This is a genomic window from Cuspidothrix issatschenkoi CHARLIE-1, from assembly GCF_002934005.1.
Lineage (GTDB): Bacteria > Cyanobacteriota > Cyanobacteriia > Cyanobacteriales > Nostocaceae > Cuspidothrix > Cuspidothrix issatschenkoi.
In genome coordinates, this window is sequence record NZ_PGEM01000013.1 from 1 (window position 1) to 23566 (window position 23566).

The 23566-nt window shown below is 36.0% G+C and carries 18 protein-coding genes and 1 pseudogene; 12 read left to right on the forward strand and 7 right to left on the reverse strand.

Annotated features, from left to right (window positions below; all coding sequences use genetic code 11):
* Positions 1 to 724: 724 nt before the first annotated feature.
* Entirely contained in the window at positions 725 to 919 is a 195-nt protein-coding gene (locus CUN59_RS01800; RefSeq protein ID WP_015083627.1) for a hypothetical protein, read from the reverse strand.
* Between the two features lie 979 nt (positions 920 to 1898).
* On the opposite strand from CUN59_RS01800, the gene CUN59_RS01805 reads away from it, so the two are divergent.
* Positions 1899 to 3041, forward strand: a complete 1143-nt coding sequence (locus CUN59_RS01805) for an SGNH/GDSL hydrolase family protein (RefSeq protein ID WP_104386231.1) — start codon at positions 1899 to 1901, stop codon at positions 3039 to 3041.
* A gap of 325 nt (positions 3042 to 3366) precedes the next feature.
* Here CUN59_RS01805 and CUN59_RS01810 read toward each other — a convergent pair whose 3' ends face one another.
* The gene (locus CUN59_RS01810; protein ID WP_104386232.1) at positions 3367 to 4131 is read right to left on the reverse strand and encodes a D-Ala-D-Ala carboxypeptidase family metallohydrolase; all 765 of its coding nucleotides are present in this window, start codon (positions 4129 to 4131) and stop codon (positions 3367 to 3369) included.
* Between the two features lie 410 nt (positions 4132 to 4541).
* Between CUN59_RS01810 and CUN59_RS01815 the strand changes: the two genes are divergently transcribed.
* On the forward strand, positions 4542 to 6614 hold the full coding sequence (locus CUN59_RS01815; RefSeq protein ID WP_104386233.1) for a pentapeptide repeat-containing protein: 2073 nt from the start codon (positions 4542 to 4544) through the stop codon (positions 6612 to 6614).
* 124 nt (positions 6615 to 6738) lie between these two features.
* Here CUN59_RS01815 and CUN59_RS01820 read toward each other — a convergent pair whose 3' ends face one another.
* The gene (locus tag CUN59_RS01820; RefSeq protein WP_104386234.1) at positions 6739 to 8256 is read right to left on the reverse strand and encodes a phenylacetate--CoA ligase family protein; all 1518 of its coding nucleotides are present in this window, start codon (positions 8254 to 8256) and stop codon (positions 6739 to 6741) included.
* Between the two features lie 292 nt (positions 8257 to 8548).
* Between CUN59_RS01820 and CUN59_RS01825 the strand changes: the two genes are divergently transcribed.
* On the forward strand, positions 8549 to 10252 hold the full coding sequence (locus CUN59_RS01825; protein WP_104386235.1) for a serine/threonine-protein kinase: 1704 nt from the start codon (positions 8549 to 8551) through the stop codon (positions 10250 to 10252).
* Between the two features lie 59 nt (positions 10253 to 10311).
* Positions 10312 to 12366 carry a serine/threonine-protein kinase gene (locus tag CUN59_RS01830; RefSeq protein ID WP_104386236.1) on the forward strand — a complete coding sequence of 685 codons (2055 nt, stop codon included), beginning with the start codon at positions 10312 to 10314 and terminating at the stop codon, positions 12364 to 12366.
* Between the two features lie 109 nt (positions 12367 to 12475).
* On the opposite strand, the gene yidD is transcribed toward CUN59_RS01830, so the two are convergent.
* Positions 12476 to 12724, reverse strand: a complete 249-nt coding sequence (yidD, locus tag CUN59_RS01835; protein WP_104386237.1) for a membrane protein insertion efficiency factor YidD — start codon at positions 12722 to 12724, stop codon at positions 12476 to 12478.
* A 42-nt stretch (positions 12725 to 12766) separates the two neighbouring features.
* On the opposite strand from yidD, the gene CUN59_RS01840 reads away from it, so the two are divergent.
* From CUN59_RS01840 to CUN59_RS01855, 5 genes are all read left to right on the forward strand, one after another.
* Positions 12767 to 13477 carry a diacylglycerol/polyprenol kinase family protein gene (locus CUN59_RS01840; RefSeq protein WP_243406833.1) on the forward strand — a complete coding sequence of 237 codons (711 nt, stop codon included), beginning with the start codon at positions 12767 to 12769 and terminating at the stop codon, positions 13475 to 13477.
* A 372-nt stretch (positions 13478 to 13849) separates the two neighbouring features.
* On the forward strand, positions 13850 to 13954 hold the full coding sequence (locus CUN59_RS22730) for a hypothetical protein (protein ID WP_497706901.1): 105 nt from the start codon (positions 13850 to 13852) through the stop codon (positions 13952 to 13954).
* Positions 13955 to 13988: 34 nt separating this feature from the next.
* A complete protein-coding gene (locus tag CUN59_RS21840) occupies positions 13989 to 14141 on the forward strand; it encodes a hypothetical protein (RefSeq protein WP_243406834.1) in 153 nt (50 codons plus the stop codon).
* Between the two features lie 191 nt (positions 14142 to 14332).
* Complete coding sequence (locus CUN59_RS01850) at positions 14333 to 15847, forward strand: beta-barrel domain-containing protein (protein WP_207765347.1); 1515 nt, start codon at positions 14333 to 14335, stop codon at positions 15845 to 15847.
* A 182-nt stretch (positions 15848 to 16029) separates the two neighbouring features.
* Positions 16030 to 18198, forward strand: coding sequence for a peptidase domain-containing ABC transporter (locus CUN59_RS01855; protein WP_104386238.1), 2169 nt, complete (start codon positions 16030 to 16032; stop codon positions 18196 to 18198).
* Between the two features lie 100 nt (positions 18199 to 18298).
* Here the strand turns inward: CUN59_RS01855 and CUN59_RS22565 are convergent.
* Both CUN59_RS22565 and CUN59_RS01860 read right to left on the reverse strand, forming a co-directional pair.
* Positions 18299 to 18406 (reverse strand): annotated as a pseudogene (locus CUN59_RS22565) (IS630 family transposase); the annotation flags it as partial.
* Between the two features lie 40 nt (positions 18407 to 18446).
* Positions 18447 to 18833 (reverse strand): sulfite exporter TauE/SafE family protein, encoded by a 387-nt coding sequence (locus CUN59_RS01860; protein ID WP_104386239.1) that lies wholly within the window; start codon positions 18831 to 18833, stop codon positions 18447 to 18449.
* Positions 18834 to 19084: 251 nt separating this feature from the next.
* Between CUN59_RS01860 and CUN59_RS22570 the strand changes: the two genes are divergently transcribed.
* The 3 genes from CUN59_RS22570 (at position 19085) to CUN59_RS21265 (ending at position 20920) form a co-directional block, all read left to right on the forward strand.
* The gene (locus CUN59_RS22570; RefSeq protein WP_438501798.1) at positions 19085 to 19249 is read left to right on the forward strand and encodes a hypothetical protein; all 165 of its coding nucleotides are present in this window, start codon (positions 19085 to 19087) and stop codon (positions 19247 to 19249) included.
* Between the two features lie 305 nt (positions 19250 to 19554).
* Positions 19555 to 20484, forward strand: a complete 930-nt coding sequence (locus CUN59_RS01870; protein ID WP_243406835.1) for a sulfurtransferase — start codon at positions 19555 to 19557, stop codon at positions 20482 to 20484.
* A gap of 280 nt (positions 20485 to 20764) precedes the next feature.
* Positions 20765 to 20920 carry a hypothetical protein gene (locus CUN59_RS21265; protein WP_165790140.1) on the forward strand — a complete coding sequence of 52 codons (156 nt, stop codon included), beginning with the start codon at positions 20765 to 20767 and terminating at the stop codon, positions 20918 to 20920.
* A gap of 588 nt (positions 20921 to 21508) precedes the next feature.
* Here the strand turns inward: CUN59_RS21265 and CUN59_RS01880 are convergent.
* Positions 21509 to 23230 (reverse strand): Rqc2 family fibronectin-binding protein, encoded by a 1722-nt coding sequence (locus CUN59_RS01880; RefSeq protein ID WP_104386242.1) that lies wholly within the window; start codon positions 23228 to 23230, stop codon positions 21509 to 21511.
* Positions 23231 to 23566 lie beyond the last annotated feature (336 nt).

Here is a 23566-nt window from a genome sequence, read left to right on the forward strand (position 1 = left end):
TGAAGTGCGGAATGTGGGATAGAAGAAGCCAAACTATATTTAGACGAAAAGGCCACACAGCTAAATGCTCATTCTAAAGCGAGTGATAAAGAAGGAATTATTTACAGATTTCCAGGATAAATAAAAGAAAGGATATATTCCTGATTTGTATAAAATTTATCTAAAATTAAATTTTTCTTATTCAAAGCTTAACTTTTGAGGTGTTCAGTGATAATAATTCACTTTTTGCTGCAACATAAAAATTCCCTCATTTCCTTAAAGTGAAAAGGTTTGGGGGATTATTTTTGACAACCCCATGAAAAATAGCGGCAATTCATCAATTACCGCTACTTTAGAACAGAATTTTTAGTATTTTCTGATTTTATCCACAGGGAAGATCAGAAAGTAATTCCACTGAATGTACTGGAAACTGCCAAAAGAAAACATAAAAATGCTTTACTTAACCTCTATGTAATAGAGTGGCAGATCCAGTAGTCTTCATTTCACGGTTTTGCCCGTATTTTTTATTAAATTTTAGTCCTAGACAGCAGTTAAGGTTGTAGTATCTACAACCAAAGTTGACCACTGGCTAGATTCTGAACTCCATCAGCATGACTTAATGGTACGTTGCTTTCATTATCATAAAAAGTAGAGATGTGATAAATCACACTACAATCTTTATCAATAATTTCAGCTTGTGAACTGGAGGCGTGAGACCTAGAATTTTAGACTCTTGCCAACAGATTTAGATTTCACCATTAACCTGCATTTGATGAACTTGATCCGCTAACTCTTGGCAGTTTTGATCATCTAACTTATCAATTGCCAACATTCCCATGAGAATAACCTCTTTTAAGGTTAAGCGAGTTGAATGTGCCTGTTTTTGCACAATCTCCTTGATGATGGGACTTACACCGATTGCTGTACTAGCTCTAGCCACAGAATTAAAGGAAACATTAATGACTTCGGATAAATCTTAGCACTTTTTGCGAAGTTATTCTACATTCCCAGAATTGATCTGTTTTAGTTTCGATAAATCTTTATATGTCTAATCCAAACTATAAACAGCAAACAGATTTACTAATTCTGCAAATATAACTTTCTGACGATGAGTATAACTTAGTTGTAGCAAGCACTTTGAGTATTTACTTATTTTGCTGCATATAACTCTGTATCTGAAAATACAAATATAAATACTAGGTTAAAATATAAGTTTTTTATACTTTTTATTTTTTAAGTAAGTGTAAATAAACGTATTTATAGTTTATAACTATAATCTTTATAGAATAAGCATTATAATTATTTTTTCTATTTTTTTTTTTAAACAAATATTTATACTGATGTAATGAATTATTAAATTTTCTTATCAATAGCAACATAAATGGTTTGTAATTGTCATCTACCAAAAGTGGTAGACGCAAAAATGAGGTAATTAACAACATATACGAATTTAAAAAACAAAGGTGAGGCATAGATTAATAAAAGCCTATAAAGCTTATTTAGAAAGAGTTTTAAAATTAATATCGAGAAAAAATAGCATTTATTAATCATAACTATAATCTATAACTTATAGGTAAGTCTATCGGATGCAGTTAGACTTGTTAACAATGTTAAATCTTATGAAGTGCTATTACAAAAGTTAATACAAGTTCAATCTTTCTTGATTAAAAATATACAACCTTGTTTTTTCTAGTTAAAATAAAACTAGTAGCGATTAAATTAGTTGCGACAGAAAACGGCTAGATAAGTCTAGCAAAAGTCAAGCAACTAACTCAGTGTCTAGACTTTTTCCAGCCACAGTAGGCAATTTGACATTTTTAGTTGTCATTAAACTTTATTGCAGCGAAATTTTCCTGAATTTACTGACTTAACCCTGTCATAAGAAACAGCAGTGAATACCCACAAGGAATAAAACAACGATGAGTGAACCTTATCTGTTGGCCGCCGGTTTATTAACGGGATTGGTAATACCAACATCAGCACTCCCACAGATAGCTGATATCCCAGACGATTCTCTATCCTCACCCTTGCTAGATTTAGTAGCGGGTTTCCAATCTTATGAGAGTGAAAAAATCTCCCATGGGCAAGTTGCTGTGCCTGAATTTAGCACTGATACTCAAAAATCAGTAGGAAAAGGAAAAAGTTTTGCTAAAGTTGATAACTCATTACCAGAATTTAGTGGACAAAGCTTGTTTCCAAAAGAACAATTATCGGTCATTTCCAAAAATATCCCCAGTTTGGGTATTTTCTTGTCAGAATTTAGACAGCAACGCCTATCAACTGTTAAATCCTCATTTAACTTCAATTCCCAACCTACTAACACTAAAATTAAGTCACCTGTTTCTGGTAGTGAATTCTATCAGCAAAGATTAGCACTTCTCAGAAGTGGTCAAATTTATACCCGGGCAGAAAATGAAGACAATTTAGAATTTTCCTGGGAGTCTAATAAAACATCTCAATTAACTTATCAAGATTGGAAAAGCTTACTAGCTATGGAAGCTAAAGCTATTACTAAAGGTCAAGGTGCAAATCGTTTGAGTATCTTGGTTGGTGATTCTTTGAGTTTGTGGTTTCCTAAAGAAAAACTACCTACGGGTAAATTATGGTTAAATCAAGGTATATCTGGAGATACTTCCGAGGGTGTATTAAAAAGATTGTCGGCGTTTGCAACCACTCGACCAGATGTGATTTATGTAATGATTGGGATTAATGATTTACGTAAAGGTACAACTGACAAATCAATTTTGGTGAATTCTTCTCGTATTATTCGCAACTTACGTCAAACTCATCCCAAAAGTCAGGTTATTGTCCAATCTATTTTACCTGTGCGTTCCCAAAAAATTCCTAATAGTCGTATTCGTCATATTAATGCTCAACTTGCTATCATTGCTAAAAAGCAACGAGTTGATTTTCTCAATGTTCACAATTGGTTTACCGATATTGATGGTAACTTACGTCCTGAATTAACCACAGATGGATTACATTTATCTCCAGCAGGATATCAAGTCTGGCAATTTGCACTGGAACAAATAGAATATAGAGTTGCTCAAACTTACAATTGATACGGCAGGAGTACAGGAGTCAGTCAGTAGGGGCGAACGGCCACGCCGCGCTATCAGAATTAAGGATGAAGGATGAAGAAGATTTTTCTTTTATCTTCCCTGTTCCCCGTTCCCTATTCCCTGAATCCTTACCTTAAGTAATTGGACAAAAATATTTACAGTCATTGCGAGCGAAGAGAAGCAATCACAACCCTTGCGATTGCTTCATTTCACTTCGTTCTATGTAGCTAACGCCATGCTGCGCTAACTCAATGACATTGTGTAATTAATTCTGTCTCACTACTTATTACCAATTATGTTGTTTTCACTGACTGCTGATAGTTGATTAAGAATAATCAAAAACTACACGGCCACCAGCACGCCAGTCAATATGGACGAAACCCCGGTGCATACCGCGTCCTAACCCTGTGCAATCAGAAGCACGACAAACTTCAAATAGTCGTTTCATATTGCCATCCACTGGAGAGATATCTAAGGCTAGTCCTTTGATATGTTGAGATGTACGAGAGCCACCTACTCTGACGTTCTCGGCGGACGGACGATAACCAGAATTAATGCGGAGTGGACTTCCATAGGTTTGGCGAATTTTACCAAATCCTTTCGTTGCCTTAATGATATTGGTAACGATTTCATTGGACTCTGGAACTCTGGTACATCCTTGAGTAAATTCTCCCCATGTCAGAGGGATACCTTCAACTATTAATTCCCGTTCATAAACAATATTTCCATTTGGTAACTTCAGAGTTTTACCAGTCTTATTACCTAGACTTGATTCTGGTAGAGGTTCTGCTTTGGTCTCTTGTATTTGTTCGCTCACACCATGATCTACTGCGATTTCCAGTAATGCACTGGCAACAGATGGGCCTATTAGTTCAGGGGAATCCAACCATATACTCTCTTTGAATTTGGCAAATCCTTCGATGGTTAATTTGCCAACTTTACCATCAATATCACTGGGGTAAAGACCTTTGCGTTTAAGTAGGGTTTGGATTTCTATAATAGTGGCAGCATCAGCATCTACAAGTTTAAGGACTTGGCCTGATGACTGGATCTTAGTTAAATTGACGAAATCTTCTACAGAGTCTGCCATTGAGTGTAGTCCCGATATTTCTTGTTATTACTATATTCATTAGAAAAGTCCCAGTAATTACTGGCAAATTCTCTTAAAAATATCATACTATGAAAATTAATTTATACCAATAGATAATATTCTATATGTTGCAACACTTTTTATCTATGTTTTAGGATTGTATCTTTCCTATTGCCTAATTTTGTCAATATAGTTTATGATACTTGTATAGGAATTACACAAAAGAAAGAAAAAATCCGGACACTGCAAACCCTAGACCCAGCCCTGATAATATTTATGCGTAAGTGTTGTTTTATGCGTAAGTGCTGTTATATCAATAAACAGGGCTGAGGCAAGAGGGAACAGAAGAGAAAAAGGTTTTTTCTCCTTCTTTATTTCTGCTTTCTAAATCCTAACTCATGATTTGAACTATGACTTATAAATCTCTAGAAAATGATAATGATATTCCTGTCAATAATGGTAATTCTCATCCCGCAGATGAACATGAAATATTATCTGTAGACAGCAATGACAAAATTGAAGTGTTTACGGCCATTAATCAGAGTTTTAGTTATATCAACTCAATTGATGATTCTATCCAAAGAGAATATAAAATGATTCAGGAATGTAAACGTTTAGATATTCCGTTAGAGAGTTATCGCCGACTTTTAGAAGAGTACCTCAGAGCTAATGAGGATGCAAAATTAAATAATAAATTGTTGAAGCCTGTTAAATTCATGGATCAACGATTGGGAGATTTTGTTGCTTGGTGTGAACAAATTTCTCTATATAAATTATCTGTAGTTGTGGGACAGGCAACTCTATTATTAGCAATGGGATCTTATGTTATTGATGCACCTCAACGTCAACAACAAGAATTAAATGATGCGAAAAAAATGATTTTAGATAATGTCAATTTACGCTACAACGAAAGTAGAATTGATGCATTTGAATTTCTCAATCAGAATTGTACATCAATTGTTGGTATTCAATCTCCTAATGCTGATATATCTAATATAGCATTAAATAAATGTTATCAGTTTCATATAGATTTTGAGAATTTTTTGAAGAAACCAACACTTTTTCATTATAAAGGTGCAAAGTTGAGTTATGCCAATTTAGCGGGAGCAAATTTATCTGGGGCAAATTTAGAAAAAGCAGACCTATCTGGGGCAAATTTAGAAAAAGCAGACCTATCTGGGGCAAATTTAGCAGGGGCAAATTTAGCAGGGGCAAATCTGAAATATACGAATTTTCGCCGAGCTAATTTAGAAGGTGCTAATTTAGAAGATGCAAATATTCAGTACAGCTTTTTGAGTCGCGCTAACCTGAAGAATGCTAATCTTTCTGAAGCTAATTTACAAGGTTCGGACTTATTGTGGGTTGATCTTTCCCAGGCTCAACTTTATTATACTAATTTATCTCATACTCTATTAAGTCGAGCTAATTTGCAGGGTACTGATCTTTACCGAACAAATCTAGAAAATAGTTTATTATCCTATGTGGATTTACAAAAAGGGGCAAATTTACGTGGTGCTAAACTCACAAATGCTAATTTAAAAAATGCTTATTTTTCATCAATTTCCCAACTGGAAAGAGCTAATGATTGGCAAACTGCATTGGTAGATTTTAATTGGCAAGAAAAAATTGTCAAACCTCGGAAATTACCTAAAATTGGGGTGGTTATTCCTTCGCTGGATAGTATATTTGAATCTTATTTAGAGGGGTTGTCGTCAGTTCCGGGAGTTGAAGTAATCACAATGTATTCTGATGAAACTGTAGAAGGAGAAGCTAAAACTATCCAGAATTTAGCTAAGGAAGGAGTGGATGCTATTGTGGTACGGCCACAAGAACCAGAAGGATCTGTTTCTGCTATTAAAGCAGCATTTCAGCAAGGGATAATCACCATTACTATTGGTGACTGTATTGATAGAAATTCCGAATACGTATTTGGTTGTTATGAAAGTGACTCATTTAAAATGGGTTATGAATCTACTCAGGCATTACTGGGGTATATGAAACAGAAGTATCCTGAGCAAATGATTAATGTGGGACTTGTAGATGGTACAAAATTGGGAAGAGTTTATCCCTATTTCCAAGGATTCAAACAAGCTATGGAAAAGTCAGGAGTTCAATGGCAAGAAGTTGCTTCTACAGATGCTATTGATGGGAAAGATATTAGTAAAATTAAACAAATGCTGCAAAGTTATCCGCAAATTAATGTTATTTGGTCGGGTTCTGATAGAACTACAGATATAGCCATCCAAGCTATTCAGCAATTAGGTTTAAACAGTAAAATTAAGGTGTTTGGGATCATGGATTTGACTCCAGAAAAAGCTAAGATGCTAGCAGATCCAACAAATCCTTTACAGTCAATTATTGATCAATCTCCCACTGAAGCTGGTAAGAAAGCTGCAGAGAGAATTTTGCAAGTGATCAACAGAGAAAATTTAGAATATCAATATCAACTCATCCCCTATAGACTGATGAGTAATTCTAACTAGGGTGAATTGTCAATTATTAACGTCATGATTATCAAAAATAAAGGGTAATTGCTAGGAGTTCAGGAGGAAAGAGAAAGGAAGAAGAAGATAATTTTCCCTCCTGCTCCCCTCCCCCTACTTCCCATCACCTTTCACCTGTCATCTTGCGAGTATATCTGTGTTTCACACCTACAGGAAAATATTCAGCATCACCAGTAGATTTTAATTCTACTAAAGGAGTTTGATATTCTGGGGGAACATAATTCGCAAATTCACTATTTAAACGCAATAATTGACTGAGAATAGAATTAGTAATAGATAATCTTTTCTCTTCTTGATTTTCTACACCTGGTGCTAATTCTACTACCACAGATAAAAGGCGATTTTTGTCTACATCTTCCTGAACTTGTAACACAAACTTACCCGTTACCCATTCTCTAATAGTTGGTTGTTCTAATCCTACTGTGACATTTTCAGGATAGATGTTTGCACCAAAATAGGAAACTGTAAAATTAGAACGACCGAAAATATAGACAAAAGGTAATTGATGAATTCCCCGATGATCCTTTAATTCTCCAAGAGGATCAAAACCCCAATTTGCTAAAAATTCGATCATGTCTGCGTAAGTAATTAAACCACCCTGATCGAAAATGCTATATCTAATTAAAGGAATACCATTGTTACCAGAAAATAGTAAATTTCTCTCTTCAACTTCAAAAAACCGACTACTAGGATCATATTGCACTAAAGTGGGTAAACGAGACTCCCCAAATAATGCTTTAGCGGCTGCTGGGGTGGCTGCTAAAAATCGTCGAATACTTATACTTAAAGGGGTTTCATTCCCTAAAACTCCTGCATCTGCTGTTCCATACATAGAAGCAAAATCATAGGCAGGATTTTCAGAACCTATCCTGTGGGCGACTAAATTGCGCCATTCTTCACTAAATACTTCTCCCGCCATAACTAACTTAGTTTGATATTGTTGCCACTGCATACCATTAGCAATACCTGTATCAATCACATCCTTGAGAAAGGGTGGATATCCTAATAAAATAACTTGTTCAAAATTACCGCCTAATTCCTGAACAATTCGCAAAATTTCAGTTTTATGATTGCCTGGAGTAATAACAGTAATCGGATAACCTTTAGCAGCTAAATGACGACAACAATTAGTAGTAAATATTCCGCCTACCCAAGTTCCTAAAGCAAAACAAACCACGGCTAAGGTAGTTTTATCATCTGCTTGAAAACTATCATAAAAAATTTGTTCAAACCGGGTGGCTATTTCTAGTTCATCTGTCAAGGAACGTGGCCAAAATGTAGATTTACCTGTAGAACCAGAAGAGGCAGCGATAAAATCACAGTTTTCTAATTTGCCGTGATAACATAATTGAGATAAAGGATATTTTGATATATAATTTTCCTTATTTACTTTTGGTAATTTCTGAAAATCTGCTAAACTTTGAATACTCTGTGATTCAATTCCCTGGTTTGCTAAAAATTCCTGATATGCAGGTACATTATTAGCTACATTTTGAAATAAGTTGATAACAGTTGCTGCTATCTGATCATCAGAATATGGTTGCAGTTTTGACTCTAAAGGAAGAGAGACAAAATTTGTTAGTTCTTGAATTACTTTTTGTGTTTGTGATTCTGGTTTCATCATATAAAAATCTGATTGAATTTGTGAATCTTACCAGAGTTAGATCCTCTGAGATCGAATATTTTTATTTATCAAGGGTGCTTTTTATTTTATATTATTTTTTAATAAAAATTAATATATAGTTGCTATTGTATTACAACATATATAGCAGTATGCACTTGAATGAGACAGGACTTTCAAATCTCTTCCCTGTTCCCTGCTGTAAACAAAAACCCCGAATCATTAAAAATTTGCGTAAATAGTTTCGATCATATTGTATAACTTGATTAGGCTTAATTTATCTTCTACCATCATGCAAGTATATTGCAGTCAACAGCACGTAAATAGTGGTAATTATCGTTTTTGTACTCATTGTGGTGAAGCATTACCTTTGACTGTGGGACAAGTTATTAATAATAGGTATGAAATTGGGCGTATATTGGGACAAGGTGGCTTTGGACGCAGCTATTTGGCGATTGATAGACAAAAATATGGGAAAATCTGCGTTTTAAAGGAATTTGCGCCCCAAGTTGCCAAACCGCAAGATTTACAAAAGGCCAAAGAACTGTTTGAACGGGAAGCAAGTGTTCTGAAGAAAATCCAACATAATCAAATTCCTTGTTTTCACGCTTATTTTCAGGCAAAGATTGGGACTAAAGATTTTTTCTTTTTAGTCCAAGATTATATTGAGGGTGATAATTATTACCAATTATTTAAACAACGCCAAAGTGAGAGTAAGTCCTTTAGTGAGGAGGAAGTAATTAATTTACTCCATAATATTCTGCCTGTATTGACTTATATTCATTCTCTGGATATAGTTCACCGTGATATTTCCCCAGATAATTTGATTTTACGCAAAAGTGATAATTTACCCGTGTTGATTGATTTTGGTGGTGTGAAACAGTTACCAGCTTATCAGGGTTTGTGGCAGACGAAACTGGTGAGAAATGGGACTGCATTAGGTAAAAAAGGATATGCACCAGAGGAACAGTTAACACAAGGGAAAGTCTATAAAAATAGTGATCTTTACTCTTTAGCGGTGACAGCTTTAGTATTAATTACAGGCAAAGAAACACATTTACTTTATGATAGTTATAATTGCCTTTGGCGTTGGGGTCAGGAAATTAGAGTTAGTCCCAAATTAGAAGCTGTTTTAAAAAAGATGTTGGCATATAAGCCAAGCGATCGCTATCAAAAAGCTGAACAAGTGATTAAAGATTTGCCTTTACCATCTATTTCATCTATACCAAAAACTATGCAAACTCCTAGTAATAATCCTCATCCTTATATTAGTAAATTCAAAACCCAAATAGTCGCGCCAGGTGTGCAAAAAGCCCGGAATATTGGTGGCGGTGTCCACAATAAAACGACGTTATTTGTACAGAAGATACCGATGCCTATATGGTTACGTCCTTTTGCTGTTAGCTTTATCATCACTTCAGGGGTAACTGTGGTAACGGCGGCGATGTTTGCTTTAGGGAATGTTGCTGTTAAAGGAATTGCCTCTATTAAAGTTCCACAAATGGAAATTCCCAAAATACCTAATATTGATAATCCTCTACTTGGAAGTAATAAACGCACAATTGAACAAGTTTTTACTCGTGTAAAAGAGTTAGAAATTTCTACGGTATTTTTTACTAAAACTGTTAATGAAATTTTCTATAATCAAAAGCCAGAATTAAAGCGACGTAAGTTAACTGCAAAGCCAGAAGATGCAGCTTTGCGGGAACAATGGAATCAGGCGGCTGATCACTTATTAACTAATTTAGAAAAGGCAAATTTAAGTGAAACAGCTAGAAAGAAAATAGGTAGTTATAGTCAAGAAGATTCCCAACGATGGGATCAACTAGCTAAAGCTGGAAGACTGGGTAAATATACATCTTTTCAAGATTTGCGTGCAGACACGTATCAAATATTTGAACCGTTGTTTCCTGGTCAAGAAAGGGGCAAACTCAATCAAGAAACTTTTTTGCAAATTTGGTATGCGATCGCATCTGATAAAGTAGGTAATAGATGACGCTTGACCGTTGACTGTTAAGAAAGAACAACTAACAAAGAACAACTGACAACTAACTAATGACTAATCTTTATTGTTCTCAAGGACATCAAAATCCAAGTAATAGTAGGTTTTGTCTTCAGTGTGGGGAGAAAATTATACAAAACTCTGTGATTTCTGGTTTACAACTAGGGCAAACCCTAGGCGATCGCTATACTATTATCCGGCAAATTGGCCAAGGAGGATTTGGCCGGACTTATTTAGCAGAAGATATTAACCGTTTTCGAGAAATTTGTGTTTTAAAAGAATTTTCGCCCCAAGTACAAACTCCCTATGTTGTACAAAAAGCTGAAGAACTGTTTCAGAGAGAAGCAAGTGTTCTTTATAAATTACAACATCCTCAAATTCCCCGATTTCGGGAACTCTTACGCATCAATTTTCAAGGTAAAGAAAGTCTATTTTTAGTTCAAGATTATATAGATGGAGAAACTTATAGTTCCTTATTAAAAAGTCGTCAACAAAGAGGCTTAAAATTTACAGAGGCAGAAATCCGCCAATTATTAGTGCAAATTTTACCAGTTCTGGAATATATTCACGCCTTGGGTGTAATTCATCGTGATATTTCTCCTGATAATTTAATGCTTCGCAGTGGTGATCAATTACCTATATTAATTGATTTTGGGGGTGTAAAACAAGTCGCCGCAACTGTAGCTTCTCAATATTACCAATCCGGGGCAATGCCATCTCCTGCTAATAGAACTTTATTAGGAAAAGTAGGATTTGCACCGCCTGAACAAATGCAAACCGGTGTTGTTTCTGCCCAGAGCGATTTATATGCTTTAGCTGTCACCATGTTAGTTTTACTGACAGGGAAACAACCCCATGAATTAATTGATACTTATAATTTAACTTGGCAATGGCGGCAGGAAGTGAGTATTAGTCCTGTATTTGGGCAAATCATAGATAAAATGTTATCACCAATGGCGAACCATCGCTATCAAACAGCAGGGCAACTTCTCCAAATCCTCAACTCCCAAACCTCTAATTATCAGCCAACTCAACCCCCTACCTCCGCAACCGTCGCCTTTTTTCGACCTAAACCTCCAACTCCCACTTCTGCACCTACAACCATCGCCAAAGATCCAGGTATTTGGACGGGAACAAATATATCTATTATGACTGTAGCTGCATTTACCAGTTTTGGCCTACTGGCTTGGGGATTTAGAAACCCCAGTGACAATACACAGAAAGATATAGCCACAATTATAGCTAGTTCTATGCCTACAAGTACACCTAAACTTGAGTATAATTATTCACCGGAGGAAAAACGACGTAAACAAAAATTGAGCGATCGCCGGGAAGAATTAGGTATAAATTATAAATTTTACGTAGCATTAGTTAACCAAGTTTTTCGGGAAAAAGATCCCAGTTTAGTGGGACGAGTTCTCAAAGATACTCCAGAAGATGAAAGCTTGCGGGCAGAATGGGATCAAACCGCCGCCACCCTTCTGGAAAAACTCTCAGTAATTACTTCTAACTCTCGCCGTCAACTGGGAAATTATACTGGTGATGAACGCGCAATGTGGCAATTTAAAATTAATCAAATCAATGTAGGTAGTCGTTCTTTGTATGATTTAAGCGATGCAGCTTTTTTCCATCAATTTCCTGAACAAAAGGGTAAAAAGTTTATCAAAGAACCCATTGGACAAGTTTGGTATGCTTTAGTTAAGGATAAACTTAACGACATTTTAAATCAAAGTGCAGTTGAAAAAATAGTTTTTGATCAAGGTGCAACAGGTAAAACAGTTAGCGGCACACTACAACCAGGAACAGGGAAAGTTTTCATCACCAGTCTAGGACAAGATCAAACTATGGAAGTGCAGCTAGAAGCAGATGAAAAAGCTTTAATATCCGTCTATTCTCCCTCTGGAAAAATCGTATTTTTAGAAGACTCTTCAGAACGGAATTTGTCGCAAACATTGCCAGAAAGCGGATTTTATGAATTTGTCATAGTTTCTACAGCCTCCGCACCCATAGATTATCAATTAACTGTCACCGCCGAAAATCCTCCCGAACCAGAACCCATACCCATCATACCCACACCCATACTCATACCCACAGACACACCTGGATAAGCTTCACCACAACCGAGAAAAACTCCAATTCGTGCTATTTGGTAATGGTAAGCTGTTATATCAGTAAGTTGGCGTTAAAAATTCTGAACTCCTAAACCCCTGCCTTAGTTCACGAATCTACATCTTGACAACAGCACTTTTTTTTCACATCGGGAACAGGATCATAACCGCCGGGATGAAAAGGGTGACAGCGTAAAATTCGCATAATAGCCATCCAGCCACCACGGAACGCCCCAAACCGTTCAATTGCTTGGATAGCATACAGAGAACAAGTAGGTTGAAAGCGACAAGTGGGGGGAAACAGGGGAGAAATAAACAAACGATAACCCTTAATTAGCCAAATGAATAATATTTTCATGTGCAAATCGCATAAAGTAGAATCAAACCTTGAAAATTATTTGTGAGATTATTCTTGAATACATTCCTCAGTTTAGAAACCCTTTTCCCATTATCCCTAGAAACTGCTATCGCTGGTGCTTGGGTAGGATTAATTATCTGCATTGCTTGGGTAGTTAGTCGTTTTACGAATAGCGAACCAGAAATCATTAGAAAAATCGTACATATTGGCACAGGTAATGTAATTGTCATAGCTTGGTGGTTAGATATTCCTGCCTTTGTCGGTATTTATGCTTCAATTTTAGCCAGTATTATTACTTTATTATCCTATAAATTTCCCATTCTGCCTGGTATTAATAGCGTCGGTCGTCACAGTTGGGGAACATTTTTCTATGCTGTCAGTATTGGTGTTTTAGTCGCTGTTTTTTGGCATTTACACCAACCCCAATATGCTGTTTTAGGAATTATGATTATGACTTGGGGAGATGGATTAGCCGCTTTAATTGGTAAACGCTTTGGCAAACATAAATATATAATATTTGATTCTACAAAAAGCTGGGAAGGTTCTTTAACAGTTACTTTAATTAGTTATTTCATTTGTGTCACTCTCTTATTACTGACCCAAGGTAATATTTGGCAAACTTGGATAGTTTCCTTAATTGTTGCCTGTATCGCTACCATTTTAGAGACATTTTCTTATTTAGGAATAGATAATTTAACAGTTCCTATCGGTAGTGCAGCCTCTGCTTATATATTAATGCAATTACTCTCATGATTTCAGGAGTCACCGAGTCACCGAGTCAGAATATTTGTTTGTACCAATAATCTAGACCGAAAACTCTGATTCATTCTGTGGCCTGAATCCTTACATTTTTATAATATACAAGATTCAGATCCAGATTCAGATCCCCGACTTCTTGAAGAAGTCGGGGATTTTATTGTTTTGCAACTATGGGAAATTAATTCTTAAATAATCATGGAATACTCTACTATCTTAGTGATCACAAATTATTTTGTCTCTATATTTAGAGGTAAATTTAAAAACTTGACTTTCTACCTGTAGATTTATGAATTATGAAGCAACAATGCTTATAGTTAAATTGTGAGGTGATAAAACCCTGGTTTTCAGTCATTGAGGCTAATAATTATGTCAAATCAAATCAACACATCCAGTTTATTTCTTACCTTATCCGATCAACAACAAGAGATCATAGCTGGTAGTGCTGACTTTGAACTAGCTGCGAGAAGGTAGCAGTGCTACATCCGCAGGTAAAGCTAATACCAGATTGACTGCGGGACAAGATTTCTTAGGTTTAGGCGCAGATCCTCCGGCGGGTATCGGAACTTTAGGTTCAGCAGTCCTACCCACAGATGGTGGAGATTTGCCTACAACTACACCTTCAATTATCGCCAGTGGAGGAGTGCTTTCCACCCCTTAACCGCGCAATAACCCGGGGTAAACCCTTTAATGACATTGAGAAAGTTTTATTTTTCACCATCTGAATGAATAAATCTACTTGTTTTTATTTTCGGCAATTTATTGTCTAAGATAGTTATTTTTCAATGGCATGATCTTGGTAATTGCTATCTTGGGCTAGAGTATTTCAGTTCTAACGAAAGGTATAATACCGTGAACTCCTTACAGAGTCAAAACAATAATCATAATTCTTCCTATCACTTCAATAATACCAGAACAGAGGATTTACATATACTAGAAACAAATGAATTTCTCCCCCAAATTGGTCAATGGATTCAGATTTGTGGGGGAATCATGATCACTATATTTGTAGTTGCTGTTAGTCTCACATCGGTTCTCTATTACAACGTCACTGTTAAAGTTCCGGCCACTATCAGACCCTTAGGAGAATTAAGATTAGTTGAATCTGCAATTACAGGAACTATCAAAAAAATCCTTGTTCAAGAAGATCAGCTAGTTAATCAGGGGCAAATCATTGCATATATTGATGATTCTCAATTGCAATCACAAAAAAGACAATTGCAAAATATCATTGAGCAAAATCAATTACAACTCATACAAATTGATGCTCAAATTAACCAAATTAATAGCCAAATTATTGCTCAAACTAACTTAAATGAGCGCACAATTAAAGCTGCCCAGGCTGAATTAATAGGAACTGAACGCAACTATATAGATCAGCAAACTAAAGCTAAATCAGAAATGACACAAGCTCAAATAACTATCAATTTAGCCAAAGAGCAATTAATCAGATTAAAACGAGAAAAGGTATTAAGAGCCACTATCCAAGAAGCAGAAGCAGCCTTAAAATTGGCAATTTTACAACGCGATCGCTTGCAAAATATAGCCACATCAGGAGCAATATCCCAAAACTTATTAGAGGAAAAAGAACAAGATGTAAAATCTGCCAAAGCTAAATTAGAGCAAGCTAAATCTAATGCTAAAAATCTCCAAGAAGAAAAAGAACAAGCCGTTAAATTAGCAAAAATAAATTTAGAAAAAACGAAAATTTCTCTCAATCCTAGTAATGCTAGTGTTACAGTAGCCCAGGAAAGAATTAAACAAGAAGAATCTAGAGGTGAAGGGACTTTAGCGGCTTTAAAAAAAGAACGAGAACTATTATTTCAGCAACGTTTAGAACTCCAGAAACAACAAATTCGCACCCGTCAAGAACTCCAACAAATAGAAAATGATTTGAATAAAACAGTGATTCGTTCACCAGCTACAGGAATATTAATGCAGCTTAAACTCCGTAACCCTGGACAAGTTGCACAACTGAGTGAAGCTGTAGCACAAATAGCTCCAGTGGATGCTCCTTTAATTATTAAAGCTCATGTTTCCGCACAAGATATTGACAAAGTAAAAACCGGTCAATCAGTGCAAATGGAAGTTTCCGCTTGTCCCTATCCAGACTATGGAACTCTCAAGGGAACTGTGAAAATAGTCGCCGCAGATACACTAGCAGATACACAAAATAATCCTATTATTAGTACCCCACAAATTGCTACATATCAAGTCAATATTCAACCAGAAAGTTTGTTTTTAGGTAAAGGAAATCACCTATGTTATCTCAAATCTGGTATGGAAGGTCGTGCTAATATTATTTCCCGTCAAGAAACTATACTACAATTTATCCTCAGAAAGGGCAAATTAATCACCAATTTCTAACTAAAATAGGACTTACACAAAATATCTCTCAAACCCTTATTTCTCTATGAACTCTATGCCTGGAGTGGTTCGTTTTTCAGTAAAAGTGTAGGTTGGGTTAAGCCATAGTTCAACCCAACAAAGGTATTAATAAAGTTAGGTTTCCTTACGTCAACCCAACTACTCAATTCTTATTATTAACTATGTTGAATATTTTCAAAAATTATCAAAATATCCCCTGTATTTTACAGTTAAGTGAGGAAGACTGTGGCGCAGCTTGTTTAGTATCTATTAGTAAACATTATGGACGATTTATAAGCATGATCAAAAGTAGAGAAGCCGTAGGAACTGGACAATTAGGGACAACATTATTAGGTTTAAAACGAGGATCAGAAAATCTTGGTTTTAATGCTAGGGCAGTCAAAGCTTCCCCAGAAATTATAGATAGAATTACAGAAATTACATTACCTGCAATTATCCATTGGCAAGGCTATCATTGGGTAGTTTTATATGGTAAAAAAGGTCAAAAATATATTATTGCTGATCCTGCTGTGGGAGTACGTTATCTCACCAAACAAGAATTAAGTGATGCTTGGAACGGGGTAATGTTATTATTAGAGCCAGATCCAGATCGCTTTTTTGAACAACCCCAAGAAGAAAGCAAAGGAGGAATAACTCGCTTTTTTCACCGCATTTTACCTTATCGTGGCTTACTAACTCAGGTATTAATGATTAATATTGTTCTGGGTTTACTAGCATTAGGAACTCCGGTTTTAATTCAATTACTCACAGATGATGTTCTTGTGCGTGGAGATACGCAATTACTTACAGTTATTGTTTCCGCAGTTGTTGTCATGAGTTTATTTAGTGGAGGTTTGCAAGCATTCCAAGCTTTAATGATTTCTCATTTTGGACAAAGATTACAATTAGGTTTAGTCTTAGAATTTGGGCGCAAACTCCTACAATTACCCTTAAATTACTATGAATCTCGACGCAGTGGAGAAATTACTAGCAGACTTCGAGATATTAGCGAAATAAATCAATTAGTATCCCAAATTGTCATTGTTTTACCTAGCCAATTTTTTATTGCTATCATCTCTTTATGCTTAATGTTATTTTATAGTTGGGAATTAACAATAGCAGTGTTATTAATCGCCGTCTTAATGACTTTATCTACCTTGCCTTTTTTACCCGTTTTACAACAGAAAAACCGCACTCTTTTAGTTTTAGGTGCAGAAAATCAAGGGGTGTTAGTAGAAACATTTAAAGGCGCACAGGTAATTAAAACTACAAATGCTGCTCCTCAATTTTGGGATGAATTTCAAAGTCGGTTTGGTCGTTTAGCTAATCTGGCTTTTAGTACCATTCAGTTAGCAATAATTAACGGAACTTTGGCTAAAATTCTTTCTACCATTGGAGGTGTCATCTTACTAGGATTCGGTAGTTTGTTAGTTATTAAAGGTAAATTAAGTATTGGACAAATGTTAGCTTTTAATGCACTGCAAATTAATGTCTTAGCTTTAATTAATTCCTTAGTTGGTTTTGTAGATGAATATTTTCGATCCCAAACCGCAGTTTCTCGACTTTTAGAAGTGATTGATGCAACTCCAGAAGTTATAGGTGGTAGTCCTAAACCAGTTGCTCAAATTTCCAGTCATGCAGATATTTATTGTTCCCATATTAAATTTCATCATCCTGGAAGAGTAGAATTATTAGATGATTTTTCTTTGCAAATTCCGGGAGGAAAAATCATTGCTTTAATTGGTAAATCTGGTTGTGGTAAAAGCACTTTAGCTAAACTTTTATCTGGGTTATATGTACCTGACTCCGGTAACATTCGTATCGGTTTTTTTAATATTCAAGATATTGCTTTAGATTGTTACCGACAACAAGTAGTATATGTCCCTCAAGAACCGCATTTTTGGAGTCGTTCAATTATCGAAAACTTTCGTTTAGGATCACCTAGTATTTCCTTTGCAGAAATAGTTCAAGCTTGCGATATTGCCGATGCAGATGATTTTATTAGTCAATTACCTAATAAATATCAAACGGTTTTAGGCGAATTTGGGGCAAATCTTTCCGGTGGACAAAGACAAAGATTAGCGATCGCTCGCGGCATTCTCAACAACCCTCCCATCCTCATTTTAGATGAAGCTACTGCTGGATTAGATCCTATGAGTGAAGCTCACGTCTTAGATCGTCTTTTAGAATATCGCCAAGGTAAAACCACAATTTTAATTACCCATCGTCCTAGTGTCATTCATCGAGCTAATTGGATTGTTCTCATCGAAAAAGGTCAAGTGCAAATTCAAGGAACTCCTGATACTTTTTTATCAAAACCTGGAGAACATTTGCAATTTTTAAATGTATAGATCAACGTAGCAGTGTTGAATCCTACAATAAAACTTTACAGTGTTTGGGTTTGTCATAAAATAGCTAGAGTTAAATTTAAAAATTTTCTTGTAGAGGCATCCAGTAAAAAGAAAGAATTTGATCTAAATAGATATCTTCCACCGGATTCTGTTGTGGTGCATTTGGGGCAAATCTCAAGCAGGTAATCAGCCATTGTCCTAGTTTTAACCCATCAATCCCCATTTTAAAAAATGCTTTTTTATAGGTACTAATAAAGCCAGATGAGACACCTAAATGTAAATATCAGCGTTGCTGAAAGTAACAGATAAGGAAGTAGCTGTTTAAACATATCCGCTGATGTATATAGCATAATAACAGAGCCAATTCCCCGACCAATTAAACTGGTAACAGATAGTATTAAAATCTGTAGTCGCGAGATGAGCAAATTGTGACGATATGCATCCGCACTGGATATGGCTGCAATCCATAAAGCAGTATTATTTGTAGCATTAGCTGTAATAGGTGATATACCAGTAAATATTAAGGTGGGAAATGTAATAAAACTACCACCTCTCGCTATAGCATTAAGTGGACTGGTAATGAACGCGGTACTAAAGAGAAGCAAGCTATGGACACGTGTTAAATTGTTGGGCATTTTAGATCTACTTTTGCGGAAGAATATTTGCTAAAAGACTTGTTTTTTAGTAAAAACTATGGAATACTTCTAATATACAACGCTAATCCGATAGATTAACAGTAGTTAATTTAAAATGTCGGTAGTTTGTCAGTAAAAAATGTAAATTGTAGGAGTGAAATTGCTTCACTTCTATCTTTGGCTGTCATTCAACTTGTAATTTTTGCAATTAACCAAAAATTCAAACAAATCCCAATCAAGGAAAGGACTAAATGAGTAACTTACAACTTTACTTTGCTAAAGCCTCTACTTTCTCCCAAAGAACCCGTGTAGTGTTGCTGGAAAAAGGAATTGATTTTACACCCATTGAAATTGGTAATGGTGCTTACTTCTTAGGAGAGAACTTGAGTTTAGTAAATATTAGTTTCTATCCTTAGTTTGAAAGATTACTAGTTTTAGAAAAATTCCGTAGTTTTACTCTACCAACAGAAACACCCAAGTTGAAGCAATGGTGGAAAAATTTGGGTCAACGGGAATCTATTCAATAAGTTGCGAATCCTAGAGAATTCTATGTAGAGAGATTTGCCAAAATTCTTGGTTTAACAGTCACAACGGCGTAAAATGTAGTTTTTGAAATTACTTTAATATTACTGCTAATTAAAGTAATTTCACTAAAAATAAATAGTTCAATTAAATACGAAAAAGGGTGAACATGATGTTTAAAAGGTTCTCTTTCAAAAGTTTGAAAAAACCTAAGTTATTTGCTTTGGTGACAGTGTTTTTTGCCTTTGTAGTAAGTATTCCCTTATTACCTTTGCCAGTGTTATCAGCTAATTCTCGGGCTAATATTCAGTTTGTTTCGCCAAATTGGGTAGCTGAAAACGTCAAAGATTCTAACCTCAGAATTTTAGATGTACGTAATTTTCCTCTCGACTATATAGAAGGACATCTTCCTAATGCTGTAAACATTGCTGATACGGCTTTTAGAGGTCCAAAAGAAGGATTGCCGGTACAATATTGGGACAATCAAAAACTAGGGGAAATATTCGCTAATTCTGGTGTAACAAATAATAGTCGTGTTCTTGTATATTCAGATGGTAGAGATGTTTTAGGTGCAACAATGGTTGCTTATTTACTAGAACGTTCTGGACTAAAAGATATCGCTGTATTGGATGGTGGCTATGCAGGTTATAAAACTGATCAAGATGTAACTAAAGAGTTTCCTAAATACTCCGTCGGTAAATTCACAGTTCGGGATAACCCTTCAGTGCGTGTGAGTTTAAATGATGTGAGAAAATTTATTGGTAAATCAGGAATTGTTTTTATTGATCCTAGACCAGAAAAATTGTTCCGGGGTGAAGAAAATATTTGGATACGCAATGGACATATTCCTGGTGCGCGGAATATTCCTTGGGTAACATTTACAGATGCTAAAAATCCTCACAAATTAAAGTCATTAGATGAGATTAAGAAAATTCTGGCAGATAAAAAGATTACTCCTGAAAATGACATTATTGTTTCTTGCAGTACAGGACGGGAAGCTACATTACAATATGTGGTTTTAAAGCATCTGCTTAATTATCCGAAAGTCAGAATTTATGAAGGTTCTTGGACAGAATATAGCACTCAAAAAGATTTACCAGTGGCTACGGGAGAGGAGAAAATAAGTTAGCGGGACTTAGGCAAAAAACACTTTTGAAATATCCTCAAACGTATATCCCAAAGGGGTTTTACATCGTTTTGATTGGTTTGTTGTTATATCTGGGTTACAGGCATTTTTGGGTATTTAATGTATTTCCCTTACCCCGGAAGGATTTGAGGCTTATTTCTTCCTCAAAAGTGTTTAAGTCCCTTTATAAGAAGACAAGTTAAAAGTCTTTTGACATGAACTCATAATCTATGTTAATTTCTGCCTCTTTTCCACAAAAATTTGAAAAATAAATCCATTAGATATGCAAGTAATTTTGCTAATCACTGCTGCAATTTTCATCTTTAGTCCAGTATATGTATTTGCTGCTAATAATCTCGATCAAGATAACTTGGTCAGTTGTAGAAGTAGTAAAGACCAACCTCCCAATGATTCTACAAGCGATCGCTCAGGAGCTTAAGCTATGTATGCGATCGCCCATCCAAGTAGTAGCTAATCCTACAGAACTTTATGTAGACAGATTGGACAAAATTCTTGGTTTAAAAGTTCCAATTTATAGGTACTAATAAAGCCAGATGAGACACCTAATATTGGCATTATCTCTTCATGTTTGTATCCAGATAGGAGCATTTTTACTGCGGTAGCCCGCTTGATTTCACGGGGTTGGTTACTATTTTTGATAAAATCTGCCAATAACTGCATCCACATCCTCACATCTACACCTCAGTTTTAAACGTTACTTTTTATCTATATCAGTATTTTCTCATTGACCTACTCCTTCCTGAGTTCTGCAAACAAAAAGACCAGCCCCTCCCACAGGGCTAGTCTGCTAAAAAACGTTGTTCGCGTTATCTTCTCAGTAGAGTCAAAACCAAATTGCACGTTCCCAAAATTCGACGGGCAACTTTTCTTAACAAGATTGTAGCAGCCAGTACAGTTTTTTAATAAAAAAATCTTAAAAAATATATATCCTAGGGTGAGTGGGTTTTCTGTTTTGGAGTAGATGCAACATCATCTATCTTCCCTATCAACCGTCATCAGTCAACCGTTAACCATTAACAACTTGCGGTTTCCCCCAAATAATCGTTTCTTGTTTATAAACTACAAGTCCGGGTTTAGTGCCTTTGGGTTTATACACGTACTTGGGTAGGGTATAAACTACTGGTACTTGGTCACTTTGACGGGCGCGACTGAAATAAGCCGCTAGATTTGCTGTAAATTGTAAATCAGTTTCTTCGGCAACTGTACCCGGTTCTAACCGCAGCAGGACATGACTACCCGGAATTTCTTGGGCGTGAAACCATAAATCATAGTCTCCAGCCACACGAAATGTTAATTGATCATTTTGGATGTTATTGCGACCAATGAGGACTTCAAAGCCGCTAGGACTGCGATAGCGATGAAAATTAGTGCTGGGTGTCTCACTGCTACGGCTGCGATATTCTAGGTCTTCTAGATATTTTTGTCCAATTAGTTCATCCCGAATTTCTTCCAAGGCTTGTAAATCTTCTGGAGTTTGGTAATGGTCTAGCTGAGAAATTGCCGCTTCTACTTGTTCAAGATAGTTAATTTCCCCTTGCACTGCAAATAGTAAGGGTTCAACGGCAGCGCGGGCGCGTTTGAGTTTTTGGTGCTGTTTATAAAGCTTTTGGGCATTTTGGACGGCGTTTTTATCTGGCAAAAGAGCGATCGCAATTAACTGTTCAGTTTCAAAATCTGGTAAACTAATTTCCTGCATTCCTGGTTGCCAATGGTGCAGATTTGCCATTAATAAATCAGCTTTTTGACGATATTCTTCAGCTTGATCTGATTGTTGCAAGCGATCGCTAAAAGTTCGCGCTTTAATCCTTAATTTACCCAGAATATTCACCAATTTTTGACTCAATTGATGGCGCAGTTGTACAAATACCTGTTCATTTAATTGATCAGTATAATAACGGCAAATCAATTCTTGAATATTTTTGGCAGGTGAGACTCCACCCCAACCCATCACTGTATATCCATTTTTAGTCCAAGCTGGTTGGAATTTACCCACATTTAAAACTTGTAACCATTCTTGCCAACGTTGAAATAAATTTTGCCAATCTTCGGAAGTTAATGCGTCTGTGTTGGTATCTGGTGGGATGTTTGCCGCTAACAGCATCGTATCTAACAAAGCCGCACTTAAACCACTATAACTTTTGAGTAACTGGCGTTTAATTCCTCCTGGAACTAAACTTACCCGTTCTTGCCAGCGTTCCAGAGATTCACTTAAATTGGGGATTTTTCCCGTCAATTTTGGTGGTGTTTCATAATTTTGTCCCGTTTGAATGGGTCGAACACTTGATTGTTGCTGACTAACTTGATGGGCGGCTGTGATAATCTCATGATTAGCATCAGTTAAAATTACATTACTATATTTGCCCATTATTTCTGCATAAACGTGATAAAGTGCATCCTCTCCGGGACGACGGGCAAATTGTAAATCAATTACCCGTTCCCAGGGAGAAATAGCTTCAATTCCAATTAAAGCCAAACCACCTAATTGATGTCTTAACTGTTGGCTAAATGTAAAAGTATCTGGGGTGCGTGGTGGTGGTTCACTAATGCAAATATGGGCGGCTTGGGGATGCCAAGAAATTTCTAACCAACCCCGTTGACTTAAGGTGCGTAAAGCAATGGTAATGGTAAAGCGATCTCGCTGATATACCTGTTCTGTCCGTGCCGGCAACCAGTCAGCACGAATCTCGCCACAAGCAGCAGTTAAAGCAGTAAAGTCCAGGGGTTGCAAAACGATTACCCCTTTTTCTCTACAAAATTACTTTCTTCTCTAGGATTTTGTTGATTCATCCTTTCATCCTGGATATCCTGATTCTGATAAAGAATATTAATTTAACATTTTTTGATTAAAACTAATGTAAGGGTTTAGCAGTGCTAAACCCCTACTAGGTTATTCATATTTATTTTAAGATAGTTCTTCCTTATCAGTCTTATTATAACTTAGATTGAATGTTATACAGGATATTAGACTGACAAAAATTACACTGACTTAAGTAGGTTAGCGTTAAAAATTGTCGTTGGGGCAAGATTTTACTTTTCTTCACATACCTTTAAATTTTTCGATTCA

Excerpts from the sequence above, each read along its gene's own strand:
- CUN59_RS01830 (WP_104386236.1), top strand. The coding sequence starts at position 10,312 with ATGACTAATCTTTATTGTTCTCAAGGACATCAAAATCCAAGTAATAGT.
- CUN59_RS01810 (WP_104386232.1), bottom strand. The coding sequence starts at position 4,131 with ATGGCAGACTCTGTAGAAGATTTCGTCAATTTAACTAAGATCCAGTCA.
- CUN59_RS01820 (WP_104386234.1), bottom strand. The coding sequence starts at position 8,256 with ATGAAACCAGAATCACAAACACAAAAAGTAATTCAAGAACTAACAAAT.
- CUN59_RS01825 (WP_104386235.1), top strand. The coding sequence starts at position 8,549 with ATGCAAGTATATTGCAGTCAACAGCACGTAAATAGTGGTAATTATCGT.
- CUN59_RS01815 (WP_104386233.1), top strand. The coding sequence starts at position 4,542 with ATGACTTATAAATCTCTAGAAAATGATAATGATATTCCTGTCAATAAT.
- CUN59_RS01860 (WP_104386239.1), bottom strand. The coding sequence starts at position 18,833 with ATGCCCAACAATTTAACACGTGTCCATAGCTTGCTTCTCTTTAGTACC.
- CUN59_RS01805 (WP_104386231.1), top strand. The coding sequence starts at position 1,899 with ATGAGTGAACCTTATCTGTTGGCCGCCGGTTTATTAACGGGATTGGTA.
- CUN59_RS01855 (WP_104386238.1), top strand. The coding sequence starts at position 16,030 with ATGTTGAATATTTTCAAAAATTATCAAAATATCCCCTGTATTTTACAG.
- yidD (WP_104386237.1), bottom strand. The coding sequence starts at position 12,724 with ATGAAAATATTATTCATTTGGCTAATTAAGGGTTATCGTTTGTTTATT.
- CUN59_RS22570 (WP_438501798.1), top strand. The coding sequence starts at position 19,085 with ATGAGTAACTTACAACTTTACTTTGCTAAAGCCTCTACTTTCTCCCAA.
- CUN59_RS22730 (WP_497706901.1), top strand. The coding sequence starts at position 13,850 with ATGTCAAATCAAATCAACACATCCAGTTTATTTCTTACCTTATCCGAT.
- CUN59_RS21265 (WP_165790140.1), top strand. The coding sequence starts at position 20,765 with ATGCAAGTAATTTTGCTAATCACTGCTGCAATTTTCATCTTTAGTCCA.